The sequence below is a fragment of the Nonomuraea sp. NPDC049504 genome (assembly GCF_040676845.1).
Lineage (GTDB): Bacteria > Actinomycetota > Actinomycetes > Streptosporangiales > Streptosporangiaceae > Nonomuraea > Nonomuraea salmonea.
Genome location: NZ_JBFAPT010000014.1, coordinates 247,823 through 262,178, shown reverse-complemented (window position 1 = coordinate 262,178; position 14,356 = coordinate 247,823). Strand labels below are relative to the sequence as shown.

At 69.0% G+C, this 14,356-nt stretch carries 11 protein-coding genes and 2 pseudogenes; 5 read left to right on the top strand and 8 right to left on the bottom strand.

Annotated elements, in window-relative coordinates; all coding sequences use genetic code 11:
* Nucleotides 1-159 precede the first annotated feature (159 nt).
* Together AB0K28_RS26955 and AB0K28_RS26950 are read left to right on the top strand one after the other, a co-directional pair.
* Entirely contained in the window at nt 160-1,764 is a 1,605-nt protein-coding gene (locus AB0K28_RS26955) for a Tn3 family transposase (protein ID WP_364375267.1), read from the top strand.
* 16 nt (nt 1,765-1,780) lie between these two features.
* Nucleotides 1,781-2,011 (top strand): annotated as a pseudogene (locus tag AB0K28_RS26950) (Tn3 family transposase); the annotation flags it as partial.
* A gap of 187 nt (nt 2,012-2,198) precedes the next feature.
* Here the strand turns inward: AB0K28_RS26950 and AB0K28_RS26945 are convergent.
* The 6 genes from AB0K28_RS26945 to AB0K28_RS26920 all read right to left on the bottom strand — a co-directional run bounded on the left by AB0K28_RS26945 (nt 2,199) and on the right by AB0K28_RS26920 (nt 9,997).
* The gene (locus tag AB0K28_RS26945) at nt 2,199-4,289 is read right to left on the bottom strand and encodes a prolyl oligopeptidase family serine peptidase (protein WP_364375264.1); all 2,091 of its coding nucleotides are present in this window, start codon (nt 4,287-4,289) and stop codon (nt 2,199-2,201) included.
* A gap of 232 nt (nt 4,290-4,521) precedes the next feature.
* Entirely contained in the window at nt 4,522-5,607 is a 1,086-nt protein-coding gene (locus AB0K28_RS26940; RefSeq protein WP_364375261.1) for a hypothetical protein, read from the bottom strand.
* 360 nt (nt 5,608-5,967) lie between these two features.
* Nucleotides 5,968-6,675 carry a recombinase family protein gene (locus AB0K28_RS26935; protein ID WP_364375258.1) on the bottom strand — a complete coding sequence of 236 codons (708 nt, stop codon included), beginning with the start codon at nt 6,673-6,675 and terminating at the stop codon, nt 5,968-5,970.
* Nucleotides 6,676-6,820: 145 nt separating this feature from the next.
* Entirely contained in the window at nt 6,821-7,498 is a 678-nt protein-coding gene (locus tag AB0K28_RS26930; RefSeq protein ID WP_364375255.1) for a response regulator transcription factor, read from the bottom strand.
* Nucleotides 7,495-8,583 carry a sensor histidine kinase gene (locus AB0K28_RS26925; RefSeq protein ID WP_364375252.1) on the bottom strand — a complete coding sequence of 363 codons (1,089 nt, stop codon included), beginning with the start codon at nt 8,581-8,583 and terminating at the stop codon, nt 7,495-7,497. Before AB0K28_RS26925 ends, AB0K28_RS26930 begins: the two co-directional genes overlap by 4 nt.
* Before the next feature lie 10 nt (nt 8,584-8,593).
* The gene (locus tag AB0K28_RS26920; protein WP_364375249.1) at nt 8,594-9,997 is read right to left on the bottom strand and encodes an alpha/beta fold hydrolase; all 1,404 of its coding nucleotides are present in this window, start codon (nt 9,995-9,997) and stop codon (nt 8,594-8,596) included.
* Between the two features lie 455 nt (nt 9,998-10,452).
* Here AB0K28_RS26920 and AB0K28_RS26915 point away from each other — a divergent pair.
* Nucleotides 10,453-10,590: pseudogene (locus AB0K28_RS26915) on the top strand (helix-turn-helix domain-containing protein); the annotation flags it as partial.
* A gap of 255 nt (nt 10,591-10,845) precedes the next feature.
* On the opposite strand, the gene AB0K28_RS26910 reads toward AB0K28_RS26915, so the two are convergent.
* A complete protein-coding gene (locus AB0K28_RS26910) occupies nt 10,846-12,324 on the bottom strand; it encodes a carboxylesterase family protein (protein WP_364375246.1) in 1,479 nt (492 codons plus the stop codon).
* A gap of 77 nt (nt 12,325-12,401) precedes the next feature.
* Here AB0K28_RS26910 and AB0K28_RS26905 point away from each other — a divergent pair, with 77 nt between their 5' ends.
* Nucleotides 12,402-13,001 carry a TetR family transcriptional regulator C-terminal domain-containing protein gene (locus AB0K28_RS26905; RefSeq protein ID WP_364375243.1) on the top strand — a complete coding sequence of 200 codons (600 nt, stop codon included), beginning with the start codon at nt 12,402-12,404 and terminating at the stop codon, nt 12,999-13,001.
* Nucleotides 13,002-13,018: 17 nt separating this feature from the next.
* Here AB0K28_RS26905 and AB0K28_RS26900 read toward each other — a convergent pair whose 3' ends face one another.
* Nucleotides 13,019-13,921, bottom strand: coding sequence for a LysR family transcriptional regulator (locus AB0K28_RS26900; protein ID WP_364375240.1), 903 nt, complete (start codon nt 13,919-13,921; stop codon nt 13,019-13,021).
* A 128-nt stretch (nt 13,922-14,049) separates the two neighbouring features.
* Here AB0K28_RS26900 and AB0K28_RS26895 point away from each other — a divergent pair, with 128 nt between their 5' ends.
* The gene (locus AB0K28_RS26895) at nt 14,050-14,355 is read left to right on the top strand and encodes a DUF1330 domain-containing protein (protein ID WP_345406597.1); all 306 of its coding nucleotides are present in this window, start codon (nt 14,050-14,052) and stop codon (nt 14,353-14,355) included.
* The last annotated feature ends 1 nt before the right edge of the window (nt 14,356 follow it).

Genomic DNA, 14,356 nt, shown 5'->3' with positions numbered 1-14,356 from the left:
TTTCGTTCTTCTTGGTCGTTGAACCAACTACCGGAGACCTCTTCGTTCAACGATCATCGACACGCCTCACACGTAATCTTTCGAAACACGGCCTAAGGCGGACGGCGCGCGTTCTTGCAGGAGCTTAAGGAGGATCCGGGGTCGTTTCAGCTGGACACGTTGCTGGCGGAGATCGTGAAGCTTGAGCGGGTGAAGGCGATCGGTCTTCCGGCCGCATTGTTCGAGGGGGTCTCGGAGAAGGTCGTAGCGGGCTGGCGGGCCCGGGCGATGAAGATGTACCCCTCCGATTTCGAGGCGGCAGCGGCGCCCGTACGCGTCACGCTGCTGGCCGCGCTGTGCCGGGTGCGGCAGGCGGAGCTGATCGACGGGCTGGTGGAGCTGTTGATCCAGCTCGTGCACAAGATCAGCGTGCGGGCGGAGAAGAAGGTCGAGGGTGAGCTCAACGTCGAGTTCCGGCGGGTGCAGGGCAAGATCGGGATCTTGGTGAAGCTCGCGACGGCGGCGCTGGAGCTGCCGGAGGAGATCGTACGCAAGGCCATATATCCGGTGGTCGGTGAGCGGACGCTGGCCGACATCATCGCCGAGGCCAAGGCGAATGAGAAGGAGCTGCGCACCCGGGTGCGGACCAAGCTGCGCGGTTCCTTCTCCCACCACTACCGGCGCGGCCTGCCCAAGCTGCTCAAGGCGGTGAGGTTCCGCTCCAGCAACGACACCTTCAAGCCGGTGATGGACGCCCTGGACCTGCTGAAACGGTACGACGGCTCCGACGCCGACTTCTACGCCGCCGCCGAGGCGGTGCCGCTGGAGCACGTGGTGCCCGAGGACTGGCGTGACGCGGTCCTCGACCTCGACAGTGGCCTGGTGGAGCGGATCCCGTACGAGCTGTGCGTGCTGGTCGCGCTGCGCAAGGCCATCCGGCGCCGTGAGATCTGGGTGGAGGGGGCCAACACCTGGCGCAACCCCGATGAGGACCTGCCCGCCGACTTCGAGGACAACCGGGACGTGCACTACGAGGCGCTGGCCAAGCCCCGCGACCCGGCCGACATCATCGCCGACCTGCAAAAGCGACACGTGGCGGCGTTGGACCGGCTGAACAAGGGGCTGAAGAAGGCCACGACGGGCGGGGTGAGCATCACCAGGAGGAAGGGCGAGCCGTGGATCAGCGTGCCGCCCCTGGGCAAGCAGATCGAGCCGGAGAACCCGGAGGCGCTGAAGGAGGAGATCGCCCGCCGCTGGAGCGTGATCGACCTGCTGGACCTGATCAAGAACGTCGACCACGCCACGAAGTTCACTGGCGAGTTCACCTCGGTGGCCTCGCGCACGGTGACCGACCCGAAGGTGCTGCGCCGCCGGCTGCTGCTGTGCACCTTCGGGCTCGGCACGAACATGGGGATCAAACGGGTCGCCGACGGCACCGCGGCAATCGAGGGGATGGAGGCCGACACCGAGGCCGCGCTGCGCCGGACCCGCCGGTTGTTCGTCAACCGCGACAATCTGCGCGCCGCGATCCGCACGGTGGTCAACAAGACGCTGGAGGTGCGCGACGTCTCGCTGTGGGGGCCGGGCACGGCGTGCGCGTCGGACTCGCGCAAGTTCGGTTCCTGGTCGGCGAACTTCATGACCGAGTGGCACCAGCGCTACGGCGGCGCCGGGATCATGGTGTATTGGCACGTCGAGCGCAAGAACGTGTGCATCTACAGCCAGGTGCGATCCACCACGGACTCCGAGGTGGTCTCGATGATCGAGGGCTTGCTCCTCATCTGACCAGCGCGGAGATCGATCGCACCTGGTCCAGGCCGCGATCGTCTACCTGAACACCAGGATGGTGCAGATCATCCTCGCCGAGCCGAAGTGGCGAAAGAAGCTCACCGACGCCGACCGGCGCGCCCTGTCGGCTCTCTTCTGGTCCCATTCGAACCTGTACGGCAAGTTCGAGCTCGACATGGGCAAACGGCTCGACCTCGGGCCGGCGCCGGGCGCTGAGGATCAACAGTCAGCTGGTCCATTCTGAGCAACGAACGATCTCGGGGGTGCCCCAGGGCTCCGGCGTAGTGTCCTTGGCCAGCCGCTCGCGGATCGCCAGCTCGCCCACCAGGCGGTCGGGATGGAAGTTGAGCGTCACATGCAGGCCGGGATCGACCGGGCCGCGACGTGGCTGAGGGCGCGCGTGCGTGCCGTACCCGACATTTCTGTCGTCATTATGACCCGTCGGACGCGTGCAGGATAAAGGCCAGCACATCGGCGAGCAGTTCCTGCTCCTGGTCTCGGGTCGAGCCGGCGCCGTGCCAGCCGTGCTCCTCGACGCGCATCAGCACCGGCCGGCCGGAGGATGTGGCCGCCTGCAGGCGGGCGGCCAGTTTCGCCGGCTGCCACGGCGGCACCCGCGCGTCGCGCAGGCCGGTGGTCAGCAGCACCGCCGGGTACGGCACGCCGTCGTGAACCCGCAGGTAGGCGTCGATGATCAGCAGGGCACGCAGGCCCTCCTCGGTGGTGATGCTGCCGAACTCGGGCACGTTGATCGGCCCGCTCTCGGTGAACTCGTTGCGCGTGGCGTTCACCGTCGGCACGTGCATCGCCATGGCCGCCCACAGCTCGGGGCGGTGCACCAGCGCGCCGCCGGTGGGGATGCCGCCGCTGCTGGCGCCCTCGGCGGCCAGCCGTCCCGCACGGGTGTAGCTGAGGGCGATGAGATGTTCGGCGCAGTCGATGAAGTCCGTGATGGTGGCCTCCTTGCGCTCGTCGCGCCCGGCCTCGTGCCACTCCCGGCCGTAGGCGCCGCCGCCGCGCAGGTGCGCGACGGCGTAGACGCCGCCGAGCTCGTACCAGGCGAGCATCTCGGGATGGAACTCCGGCAGGTCGATGAGCCCGCCGGAGCCGTAGCCGGTGAGCACGGCCGGATTGTCGCCATCCAGCTTCAGGTCCTTGTGGTGGATGACCGTGAGCGGGATCGGCGTCCCGTCCCTCGCGGGCACGTGCAGGGTACGGGCGTACACGTCGCCGAAGTCCACCGACGACCGCGGTGCCAGCCCGGTGTCTTGGAAGGACTGGCCGTCGCCGTCGTAGCGGTAGAGCCGTGGCGCGTCGGTCCAACTGGCCATCAGGAGCAGGGCTTCGGGCCGTTCGGGATGGGTGGTCCACTCCAGGATCGCGCCTTCCAACGACATCGGCAGGTCGGCGAGCTCGCCGCCGGACAGGGGTGCGTGCCGTACCCGGCTGACGCCACCGTCGAGATCGCGCACCAGCAGCCGGTCCCCCACCACCCGCACCGTCTCCACCACCCGCTCACTGGCGGGCACGACCACCCGGGCGCAGGACAGATCTGGTGCGGCAAGCGGAACGGCCAGCACGCGGGAGCGCGGTGCGTCCCGATGGGAGACCAGGTAGAGGGTGTCGTGGCTGGTGGCGAAGGCGGTCACGCCGTCCGCCACGCCCGCGACCAGCCGCCACGGGCAAGCTGCCGGGTCGGCCAGCCCGGCGCGCGGAGCCACGTACACCGTGCAGTCGCTCAGCTGCTCGCTGGTCCAGGGCCAGGGGCTGAGCGCGCTGTGGGAGATGATCGCCAGCATCCACTCGCCGTGCGGCGGCACCACCAGGAAAGGCCGGTCCCGCGGGGTCAGCTCGACGTGGGGGTTGAGGCCGCGGGCCAGCACCACCGTGTCCTGCGCCGGGTCGGCGCCCAGCTGATGCAGGAATGAGCGGCTGTTCAAGAGGTGCTGCTCCACGTAGCGGTGATAGACGAACGACCGGCTGTCCTCCAGCCAGCTCAGGAAGGCGAAACGCGTCGTGGGCGGGATCGTCTCAAGGAGGACCCCCGAGTCGGCGTCGATCACGTGGATAGAGCTGTTCTCCGACCCGGAGGCGGAGACGGCGCAGGCGACGTAGCGGCCGTCAGGGGAGGGCACGTACCAGTCGATGGCGTGGTGTCCGTCGCCGGGCACCGTGCCGGGGTCGAACAGGACCCTGCTCGCTCCGTCGGCCTCGGTCACCGTCAGCACCGGTACGCGGGCGTCCGGCTCGCGTACCAGGGCGAAGACCCTCTCGGCTGCCATCGCGAGGCCGAAGTACCGCGTGAGCGCACTGCCCAGTTCGCGGATCCGGGTCAGCAGGCCGGAGCGGTGGGGCAGGGCGTCCAGGTGCTCGCGGGCGTGCCTGGCCTGGCCGTCCAGCCAGTGGTGGAACTCCTCGCCTTCGGTTTCCATCCACCGGTAGGGGTCCTCGAGTGTGATGCCGTGGAGGGTCTCGCGCACGACGTCCACCCGGGCGATCGGGGGTTCGGTGAGGTCGCTCATATGCGCATGATCATATGCCGGAGCTCCAGTGACTTGTCGGGACATTGGATCGCGCGGCCCTCCGCCGGGCTCGCCTGACGGTCATGCCGAGTAAGCAACAAGTCACGGCCTCTGACCAGCCCTATTAACCCTTTCTGGCGTACTTAGGGGCCGAGAAACCGGCGGACAGCCGTTGGCGCTGAGAAGGATTTAGGCGCGCTTACGGATGAAAGATCCTCATTTGTGACGCGCGTCAATCACCCGCCAAGCTGGCGAATCTTCTCCAGCGGGTAGGGGCCTGCCTGCTTTGGCGCTGGAACGTGCGGAAGAAGTCGGACATCACGGCGGCTATCGGCGCGTGCCGGGCGATGATCGCCGCGGCCTCCTCCGGGATTCCTGTGAGGCGCTCGCCCTCCGCGTAGGCGCGCACCCACTTGTAGCGGCTTTCCCCGTCCTCCCTCCGCAGTTCGTACAGAGCGGTGACCAGCCAGTCCACCCGATACCTGGCGGAATAACAGTGGTCGTAGGTCTGGTGCCGGCCGAAGAAGTCGGCCTCGTCCTGCGACAGCTCGAACCCGGAGGAAATGGCTAGGCCGTAGTCGGCGAAGTAGAGGCGCTGGCCGTCGGTCAGGATGTTCTCGAAGTGCGCGTCGAAGTGCAGGAGCCCTCGGCTGTTCATGAAAGAGATGCCGGCTGCCAGTTCCCTCTCCACCATGGCGCAGGCTCGATTGGTGGCTTGGTCGCCTGCCTCGACCTGGACACCCAGCCACTGGTGCAGGTTCTGCGGGATGTACTCCAGGAACAGCGCGACGCTCGCCGAGGACTGCTGAAGAGCCTGGATCCGGTGGCGTACCTGCGATCCACCGTCCCAGTAGGCAACCGCCTGGTCGATGTCGGCTAGTTCTTCGGGCAGAGGCGTCGAGTCCGGCAGCACCCGCCAGTGGTACATCAGGGGGAAGCCCTCGTGTTCGGCCGCGAGCACCCAGTTCGTCGTCATGGTGTGCACGGCGAGCTCCCTCCAGACCCCGAAGCCCGGCCCGCCGATGGCGCCGACGCCGTAATGGCAGAAGGCAGGCAGGTCGAACAGATTCGCCGTGGACCGGACATGCTCTGGTTGCCTCTCCAGATCGGTGAGAGGCACCCGCTTCACGAAGACCGGGGTTCCGGCGATCTCCAGCAGGGCCGACTTCCCGCCGATGCCGGATCCGAGCGGCACAGCCGTGTCCACGAGTTCGCTCAGGGCGCGGTCACTGCATAAGGCCAGGGATGTGGAGACGGCACTGTGGGCGGTCAGACGCGCAGCGCGCGACATGTCAGGACACTTCACTGCGGCTTCCACCTGAGTACCCACCTCAATTCTGCAATGGCCACGCAGTCGCGCCGAGCGCAACGGCGCGTGGCTTTGCGGTTGGCCTCCGGAGCGGGCAGAGAGCGCCCAATATCCGTGTGGGCAACAAACCTGGGCGCACTCGTGGCAGCACCTCAGTGAAGATCGACAACGACAGGGTAGTCCGGTGCCCTGATAGAACCGCCCGTTGTCGCCGATGCCCAACGAGCTAAGGAAGCTTGGCCCCAGGGGCAGCCTCGGTTCACTGCACTCAAGATCCTTCTCAGCGCCAATGGCTGTCCGCCGTTCCTCGACCCCGTACTTGGTCTGCCCCCCAATTTCGACCGGATGGTCCAAGATCCCTACCGGGTCCTATGCCCTGTCCAGGGTCTTCTTTGGCTGGCGGCGCACGGTGTCGCCCGTCAGGTGCCCGTACACCGTCGAGCGCGGCACCCCGAACAAGTCCGCGATCTGCTGGACGGTCTTGTCCCGCGTGTCATACAGCTCCTGGGCGAGGGCGGCCTGGTCGGCGGTGAGCTTGGGCCGGCGTCCACCGACCCGGCCGCGGGCACGGGCGGAGGCCAGGCCGTCCATCGTGTTGGCGATGATCAGCTCGCGCTGCAGCTCGGCGAGGACCGACAGCATGCCGAACATCGCCCGGCCCTCCATCGTGTCGGTGTCGATCCCCTGCTCGATCACATGCAGTCCCACCCCGCGCATCCGCAGGTCCGCCCCGAGGGTGACCAAGTGCAGGACTGAGCGCGACAGCCGGTCCAGCCGGGTGACCTTCAGCGTGTCGCCCCCGCGCAGCAGCTTGAGAACCAGGTCGAGGCTGGGCCGGGAGGCCTTGGCGCCACTGGCCTTGTCCAAATGGATGTCGTTGCGGTCGACGCCCGCGCGCAGCAGCGCGTCGATCTGATGGTCGGGGTTCTTCCGACTTCTCGATGCAGGCTGGGCGCAGCACTGATCCCGAGCGCGCGGGCTGCTCGTCCTGCACCCATGGGTGAAGCGCCGCAGGAGTGAAGCGATGGTGCGGAGACTTTCCGCAGGTGGGCACGGCGAACCGTCGATGCGCCGCAACGAGCACTCACCTGGTCACGGATCCACGGGTCCGCGCAGGTGAGCGAGTCCCTGAGAACGAGCTACGCGCATTGCCGGTCATGCAGCCTGTGGAACGGGTCTGGAGCTCGACCAGCTCCCGGCCGCGAGTGACGAGCTCGTCGTATCACTTATGGGGGATCGAAACACCCTCTGAGTGGCGCGGTGCCAGGCCGTGCTCGTAGGCGTAGATGACCGCGCGCACCCGCGTGGGCAGCCCGAGTTTGCGCAGCAGACTCGCGACGTGGTTCTTGACCGTGCCTTCCTCGATGGTCAGGGCTCGGGCTATCTGCGCGTTGCTCAGCCCGCGAGCCAGGTGCCGGAGCACCTCGAGCTCACGCGCAGTGAGCCGCTTTTGCGCGTCGGCGGGGGACGCGGGCGACAGGCTCGCGAATCGGTGGATCAACCGGGTGGTGACCTGAGGGTCCACCAGCCCGTGCCCGCGGTGCAGCGCTCGCACCGCCTCCAGGAGCAGTTCGGGGTCGCTGTCCTTGAGCAGGAACCCCGAGGCCCCCGACTGGAGCGCCCCGAAGAGGTACTCGTCGGTGTCGAACGTCGTCAGCGCGAGCATCCGCGGCGGAGCTTCCATGCCGGCCAGTTGCCGGATCGCGGAGATCCCGTCGACGTACGGCATGCGCAGGTCCAGCACCACCACGTCGGGGCGCCGCCACAGCGCCTGGTGGACGGCCTCGGCTCCGTCGGCCGCCTCACCGACCACCTTGATGTCGGGCTCGCCGTCCAGTGTCACGCGCAATGCGTCACGTACGGCCGGCTGATCATCGGCGATCACCACTCGGATCGTCACGCCGCCCTCCTTGAACCGACGGGCCCGATCGGAACGACGGCCTCCACCTGCCAGCCGTGATCCTGCCCCGGGCCTGCCACGAACGTGCCGCCATGTTGGTGCACACGCTCGCGCATGCCTCTGATCCCCCGCCCCTCCGCTCCGGCACGGCCGTGGCCGTCGTCGGTGACCGAGACCGTCACGGCGGCCGGGCCGCACACCACGTGGACGTCCACGTGGCCGGCTCCGGAATGGCGGACGGCGTTGGTGAGCGCTTCTTGTACGACGCGGTAGACCGTGTGGCCGACAGCGGGCGGCAGCGTGATGCCGGCCCCGGCGCGGTGGACCGAGATCGGCAGCCGTGGGGTGGAGAGCCGCTCGGCGAGGCTCTCGATCTCATCCAGGTCCGGTCCGGTGGGTGCCTCACGTAGTGAGTCGAGAAGGGCGCGCACCTCGTTCAACGCGGTTGCGGACAGCTCGGCGATGGTGTCCAGCGCCTTGTCGGCGGTCTGCGCCTGGCCGCGCAGTGCTCGGCGGGTGGCGGTGGCCTGCATGCGGATGGCGGTGAGGTGGTGGCCGACGCTGTCGTGGACGTCGCGGGCGAGCGCGGCGCCTTCCTCCGCCATGGCGCGGCGGGCCTCGGCGTGGTCGAGCCGTGCCGCCTGTGCGGCCCGCTCACCGTACAGCTGCAGGGCGAGGCCGACCGCGACCGGAGCGACACCCATGATGACCAGGTCGGTGACCACGGAAAGCCCGGCCTGTGCCTGCGGGATGAGCAGGCCGTAACCGGTGGTCCAGACGATGGACAGGCTCATCACCAGCCAGGCGCGGCGCGGCAGGCGGAAGGCCGCCGCGCCGAACATGACCATGGTCACCAGCCGGCCTTGCCACCCTGGGATCGCCAGCCCGAGCAAAGCTATCGCCGCTGACAGCAGCGCTCCTGTCAGCGGAAGGCGGTCACGCAACGTCAGCGGCAGGGCCGCGACGAGGCTGGCACCCGCCAGGAGGGGCAGCTCAGGCCACGGTGGTGGCTCGCCGTCGAGTATGGCGAATGCGGTGAGCGCGGCCGTGGCCGCGAGCACGAAGAGTCCCTCTCTGGCGTACACAGCGGCAACGCTACTTCGCCGGTCCGCAGGAGGCGCCGCGCGGCGCCATCTGGCCCGTGGTCAGGTAGCGGTGCACGTGCTCGCGTACGCACGGGTGGCCGGAGAGGTAGAGCGCATGCCCGCCGATGGCCGGCAGGAAGCGGGCCCCGGGAAGCTGGGCGGCCAGCCGGCGGCCGTCCGCGGTCGGGGTGGTGTCGTCATACGCGCCGCCCGCGATGAACACGGGGGGCAGGCCGGGCGCCTTGATGGGGTGGGGCGCGTACGTCCTGGTCGGCGGGAGGCCGGCGCAGTGGTTGGCCATCAGCCACACGGCCCGCCACCCGATGTGGGGGGTGTCACGACGCAGGACGCTCTCCAGCTTCTTGACCTTCGCGTATCCGGGGTAAGGCAGATCCGCGCAGAGGATGACGCGCGACAGGTCGGGGTCCGGTGCTCCTTGCACCTTGGCGAAGAACGAGGCGTCGCCGGCCTGCGCTCGCGCGAGCCCCGCGGCCAGGCGCTCCCAGGTGGCCTCGTGGGTGAAGTGGGCGCGGGAGGCGATCTGGGTGTCGCTGATGCGTACGCCGGGACCGGCTTCGGGGGCGGGGATGGGCTCGCGGCGGGCCTTGGCCATCACCTCTTCCCAGACGGCCACCGGATCCTTGCCGTGCAGCGCGCAGGTGGCGGTGGCCCGGCACCAGGCGGCGAAGCGCTTGAAGTTGGCCTCCAGGGCCTTGGCTCGTGGCTTGAGCCAGGTTCGCAGGTCGGGGGTGGTGTGGTCGAAGACGCTGTCGAGATACATCCGGCCGACCTGGCGGGGGAACAACTCGGCGTAGGCCTGCCCGAGTACGGTGCCGTGCGAGTTGCCCAGGTAGGTCAGCCTGGCCTGTCCCAGGGCCTTTCTGATCGCCTCCATGTCGTGCGCGATCTGCCAGGAGTTGAGGCTGCCCGACAGCGGCCCGGCCTCTTTGGCGCATGCTTGCCCGAAAGCGCGGTTCTTCGCAGCGTACGCGTCGTATGCGTCCTTGTTCGGAAACACCCACTCGGTGGCGAACGGTGCTGAGATGGGGCAGTTGATCACGCTGGACTTGCCGAACCCCCGCGGGTCGAAAATCACCACGTCGAACCATTTGGTCAGATCTGCGAAGGACTCCTTCGCCTGACGGAGAAGCGCGATCTGCTCACCAGGCCCACCGGTGTTGACCAGCAGCACGCCCTTCTTGCCGGCCTGGTCCTGAGCGGGCAGCTTGGCGAGACCGATCGTCGCCTTCTGCCCTGACCTGCGGGCCCAGTCGGCCGGCACCTGGATCTGTGCGCACTGCAGACCGTCCCCGCAGTCCTGCCACGACAGCGGCGTGGCCGTGACCGGAGCGACGGCGGTGACCGGAGCGACGGCGGTGACCGCGCCGACGACGAGTGAGGCAACGATGTTCATGCCGGAAGGATCGCCGGAGCGGCTCCGTCCACGCGTCCCCCTTTCTGCATATCTTTGCCACGCCCGGTCCAGGTCCCCCGCGACACCCCGCCCAATCTCGCCCTCCCAGGCGCTGGACGCCCGGGAGCAGAGGCGCTTCCCGCGCGCCGTGGAGGTCCGCAACGATGGCTACGGTGAGCCTGTCAGGATCGAGGGCGGCAGCGTCGGGCGTCATTCAAGAACGGACGCGACAGCGAAGGTGCGTCTCGCCGGCGAATGCGGGGGTCTCGACGCGTTCGAGGTCGATGCGCTTTCCGAGTCCTGCGAACAGCGAGACGTCCTCACCCAGCAGGATCGGCAGGATGTGCAGCTGGACTTCGTCGACGAGCCCCAGTGCGAGGCACTGTCTTGGAGATGCTGCCTCCCAAGAGGCTGACCCGCCTGTTTCCGGCCGCCTGCTTGGCGGACTCGATCGTTTGCGTCTTTTTGGCTCCACCGACCACGCCGCCCTGGTGTTGTGTGCCGAGCAGGGGTACGTCAGGACGACGGTCGAGGGGATCGCGGCTCGTGCCGGTGTGAGCAAGAAGACGATCTACCGGTGGTGGTCCTCCAAGGGCCCCACGTACGGGACTGGCTTTGGTGGGCGTGCTCGCCGACATCCAGCACGGCCTCGAGCTGGCCCGATGCCTGCGGGACCGGCTGATCCATCCGCGCATCGAGGAGTTCCGCGCACGCCTGCGCACAGCGCAAGGACCAAGGCGTGAACCGCAGCCCAGGCCACGGTTGACGCTCAGCGCCGCCGTGGCCAGGCGAACCAACCTTCCCGGGGTCCGATTCGTACATCGCCCCATCACCCCGGATCGTCAACATCACGGGAGATCGAAGGGGGCCGGGAAGTGGCCTTCCCAGATCTGGCGGGATGCCTGTTCGGGGTAGGGCAGGGTTTTCGGCTCGACGTCCAGGACGCGGGTGAGGTGCTCGCCGGGCCGGTGGGCGGGCCAGCCCGCGTCGCCGGTGGTGATGAAGCGGACCCATGCCTCCTGGAGTTCGCTGGAGAGCGCGATGGCCTCGGACGTGGGCTGCTCGCCGATGAGCTGGATGCCGACGGGGCTGTCCAGCGTGCCGAACGCCAGGGGCACGTCGAGACTGTGGCAGGCGCCCAGGATGCCGCCGAGGGCCGGGGCGGCCCAGCACAGTTCGAACAGGTACGAGGTGCCGCCGGCTGCGGCGTTCGCCTCGGCCAGCTTCTGTGACGGCATGCGGAAGAGGGCGTCGGAGTACACCGTCTCCACCAGTTCGTCCGGCCCTGCCTGCGGGAACGCGGCACGGTAGGCCGGCGCGCCGTCCGGCTGCGGGGCGAGCAGTTCCAGGGCCGCGTGGGCGTCCTCCTCGGTGAAGGTGCCGTACCGTCCGCCCATGACGCTGAAGTACCGGAATTCGTCCCGGGTGTGGCCGACGAGCAGTTCGATTCCGCTCGCGCGCCCGCCGGTCAACGCGGGCCAGGGCGTTTCCGTGAGGACCTCGCCGTCGACGACGGGGCACAGCGCGGTGCCGGTCTCCGTGAGGCTTCCCCAGCTCTCCCGGTGCGTGTGGAGGCCGGCGTTGAAGGAGGTGAGCTCTGCGGCCAGGTGCCAGGGGTCGATGCCGCGCAGGGCCTCGGCGGTGGGGGCCGCCGCGCCGAGCCGGTCGGCGAACGCGGCGGTGACCTGGCGTGCGAGCGTGGGGGTGCTGTGCAGCCCCGGCACCGAATGGGCGATGGCCCGCCGGAACAGGCCGCGCGCGGACTTCATCGTCAGGAGGGCGGCGACCGAGCCCGCCCCTGCGGACACCCCGCCCACGGTGACCCGGCCGGGGTCGCCTCCGAAGGCGGCGATGTTGCGCTGCACCCACTCCAGCGCCGCGATCTGGTCGAGGAACCCGCGGTTGGGCGGCGCGTCGTCGAGGAACGCGAATCCCTCCGCGCCCACGCGGCAGTTGATGGTCACCACGACCACTCCCGCCTCGGCCAGCGCCGCCGGATCGTACATCGGGTCGCTCGAGGCGGCCGAGAGGTAGCCGCCCACGGGGATCCACACCAGCACCGGCAGTCCCGCCGCGCCGGGATCCGGCGTGCCGACGTTGAGCGTCAGCCAGTCGCCGCCCTGCGGGGGCACGTCGATCGGCAGGGACAGCGGCACCACGGGGCCGAACTCGACCGCCGGCCTCGTCCCCTCCCAGCGCTGCGGCGGCGCGGGCGCGGCGAAGCGGAGCGCTCCGACCGGGGGCTGGGCGTACGGGATGCCGCGGAACACCGCGTGCCCCTGCCGTCGGCGCCCCTGCACCACGCCTTCTGCGGTCCGTACCTTCATGACGATGCCTTCCTTCGCATTATCGGTCAACTGTATTATGTCAACTGTATTAGAACAGCACGAGGGAGGAGCCGCCGATGCCGAAGCAGGTGGATCACCGCGAACGCCGCGAAGCGATCGCCCGTGCACTGTGGCGGGTGGTGGAGCAGCGCGGTGTCACCCAGCTGACGATGCGCGTGGTGGCGCAGGAGGCGGGCATGTCGCTCGGGCAGCTGCAGCACTACTTCGCCTCCCGTACCGCCATGCTCTCCTTCGCCATGGACTTCGCGTCCGAGCAGACCTCAGTGCGCGTACGCCAAGGGCTCGAGAAGCTCGGCGACCGTCCGCACCCCCGTGACGTGCTGCGACTGGCGCTCGCGGAAATGCTCCCCCTGCACGCCGACGCCCGCGCGACCAGCCGGATGAGCGCCGCCTACGTCCTGGAGGCGCTGCACGACGAAGCCGTGCACGAGCAGGCGCGCCGCGGCCTCGTCCAAGGGCGGGCCCTCGTCGAGGAGGTGGTCCGCCAGGCGATCGCCGAGGGGCACATCGACCCCGGCCGCGACCCGGCGACCGAGACCAACCTGCTTCTCGCCCTCACCGGCTTCACCTCCCTGATCGAACTCGACGTGATCGAGCCCCAGGACGCGCTCGCCGCGATCGACGTGCATCTGGACCGGTTGTTCAGGAGTACGTGACCGTCCCGCCTTGGGCGTCAGTCCGCCAGCCAGTGCAGCTCCTGCGCCAGGGTTCTGGCGACGGCGCGGATGCGGCGGTGCAGCGGCGACTGCTCGCGTGGGAGGACCAGGTGGATCGTCAGGCTGGGCGCGCCGCGCAGCGGCCGCCAGGTGAGACCGGCCGGCTGCACCGTCACCGCGGCTTCTCCGGCCGGGGCGAGGGTGACCCCGTCGCGCAGGTCGCGCTGGGACATGTCGTAAGAGACCGCGGGCGTGTGGAAGCGAGGGTGTGGCCGGGCGTCGTGGAACAGTGCGGACAGCTGATCGTGGATCACGGGATTGGCCGCACGGTCCGGGAGCCTCAGCGGGTACGCCGCCGCGTCGGCGATCTCGATCTCCGGGTGTTCGGCCAGCGGATGGTGCTCCGCCAGCTGGACCCCCACGCGTAGACGTCGCAGCAGGTACCTGCGCACGCCGCGGCCCGGTTGTTCACCGCGGGTGATCCCGGCGTCGAGGCGGCCGTCGGCGACCGCGGGGGTGATCTCGGGTGTCGCCATCGGGACCGCGCCGACCTCGAGTTCGCTGGTGCCGTGCATCAGCCTGTCCACCAGGGCCGGGACCGTCTCGGCTCCGGCGCTGAGGCTGTATCCGATGCGCAGCGTGCCCAGTCCGCCGGTTGCGGCGCTCCTGGCGGTGTCCCATGCCCGGTCCAGTGCCGCCAGCGCGGGTGGTGCGGCCTCCGCCAGAGCCGCACCTGCCGCGGTCAATTCGACGCTTCGCGTGTTGCGGACCAGCAGAGGCGTACCGAGCTGTGACTCCAAGCGGCGCATCCGGGCGCTGAGAGCGGGCTGGGCGATACCGATCCGCGCGGCCGCGCGGGTGAAGTTCAGCTCCTGTGCCAGCACCAGGAAGTACCGCAGGCTCACCGTGTCCGGGGCCACGAGCCCTCCCCCGCCGATTAATAACGATTCGTTCTGAGTCTAGCCCGAACCGGTCTTTCCCTCGGCCGCTCATCAAGCCCTAACCTGCGCATATATCGATCGATCTGAGCCCAACACAGGAGGTTTCCATGGCAAAGGGTTACTGGGTCAGCGTCTACCCCGACAGTCCCGACCTTGAGCGGCTGACCGCTTACGACAAGCTGGCCGGTCTGGCCGTCCAGGCGGGGGGTGGGCGTAACCTGGCTCTCCTTCCGTCCCGTGGCGGCCGGATCGTCGCCCACGAGGCCGGAGTCACGCAACGTGTCGTGCTGATCGAGTTCGACAGCTTTGAGCAGGCCGTCGCAACGTACGAGAGCGAGGCGTACCAGAACGCGCTGGTGGCCCTCCCCGACGGCTTCGAGCGCGACTTCCGCATCATCGAAGGCGTCGACTGAC

Excerpts from the sequence above, each read along its gene's own strand:
- AB0K28_RS26945 (WP_364375264.1), bottom strand. The coding sequence starts at position 4,289 with ATGAGCGACCTCACCGAACCCCCGATCGCCCGGGTGGACGTCGTGCGC.
- AB0K28_RS26920 (WP_364375249.1), bottom strand. The coding sequence starts at position 9,997 with ATGAACATCGTTGCCTCACTCGTCGTCGGCGCGGTCACCGCCGTCGCT.
- AB0K28_RS26910 (WP_364375246.1), bottom strand. The coding sequence starts at position 12,324 with ATGAAGGTACGGACCGCAGAAGGCGTGGTGCAGGGGCGCCGACGGCAG.
- AB0K28_RS26905 (WP_364375243.1), top strand. The coding sequence starts at position 12,402 with ATGCCGAAGCAGGTGGATCACCGCGAACGCCGCGAAGCGATCGCCCGT.
- AB0K28_RS26895 (WP_345406597.1), top strand. The coding sequence starts at position 14,050 with ATGGCAAAGGGTTACTGGGTCAGCGTCTACCCCGACAGTCCCGACCTT.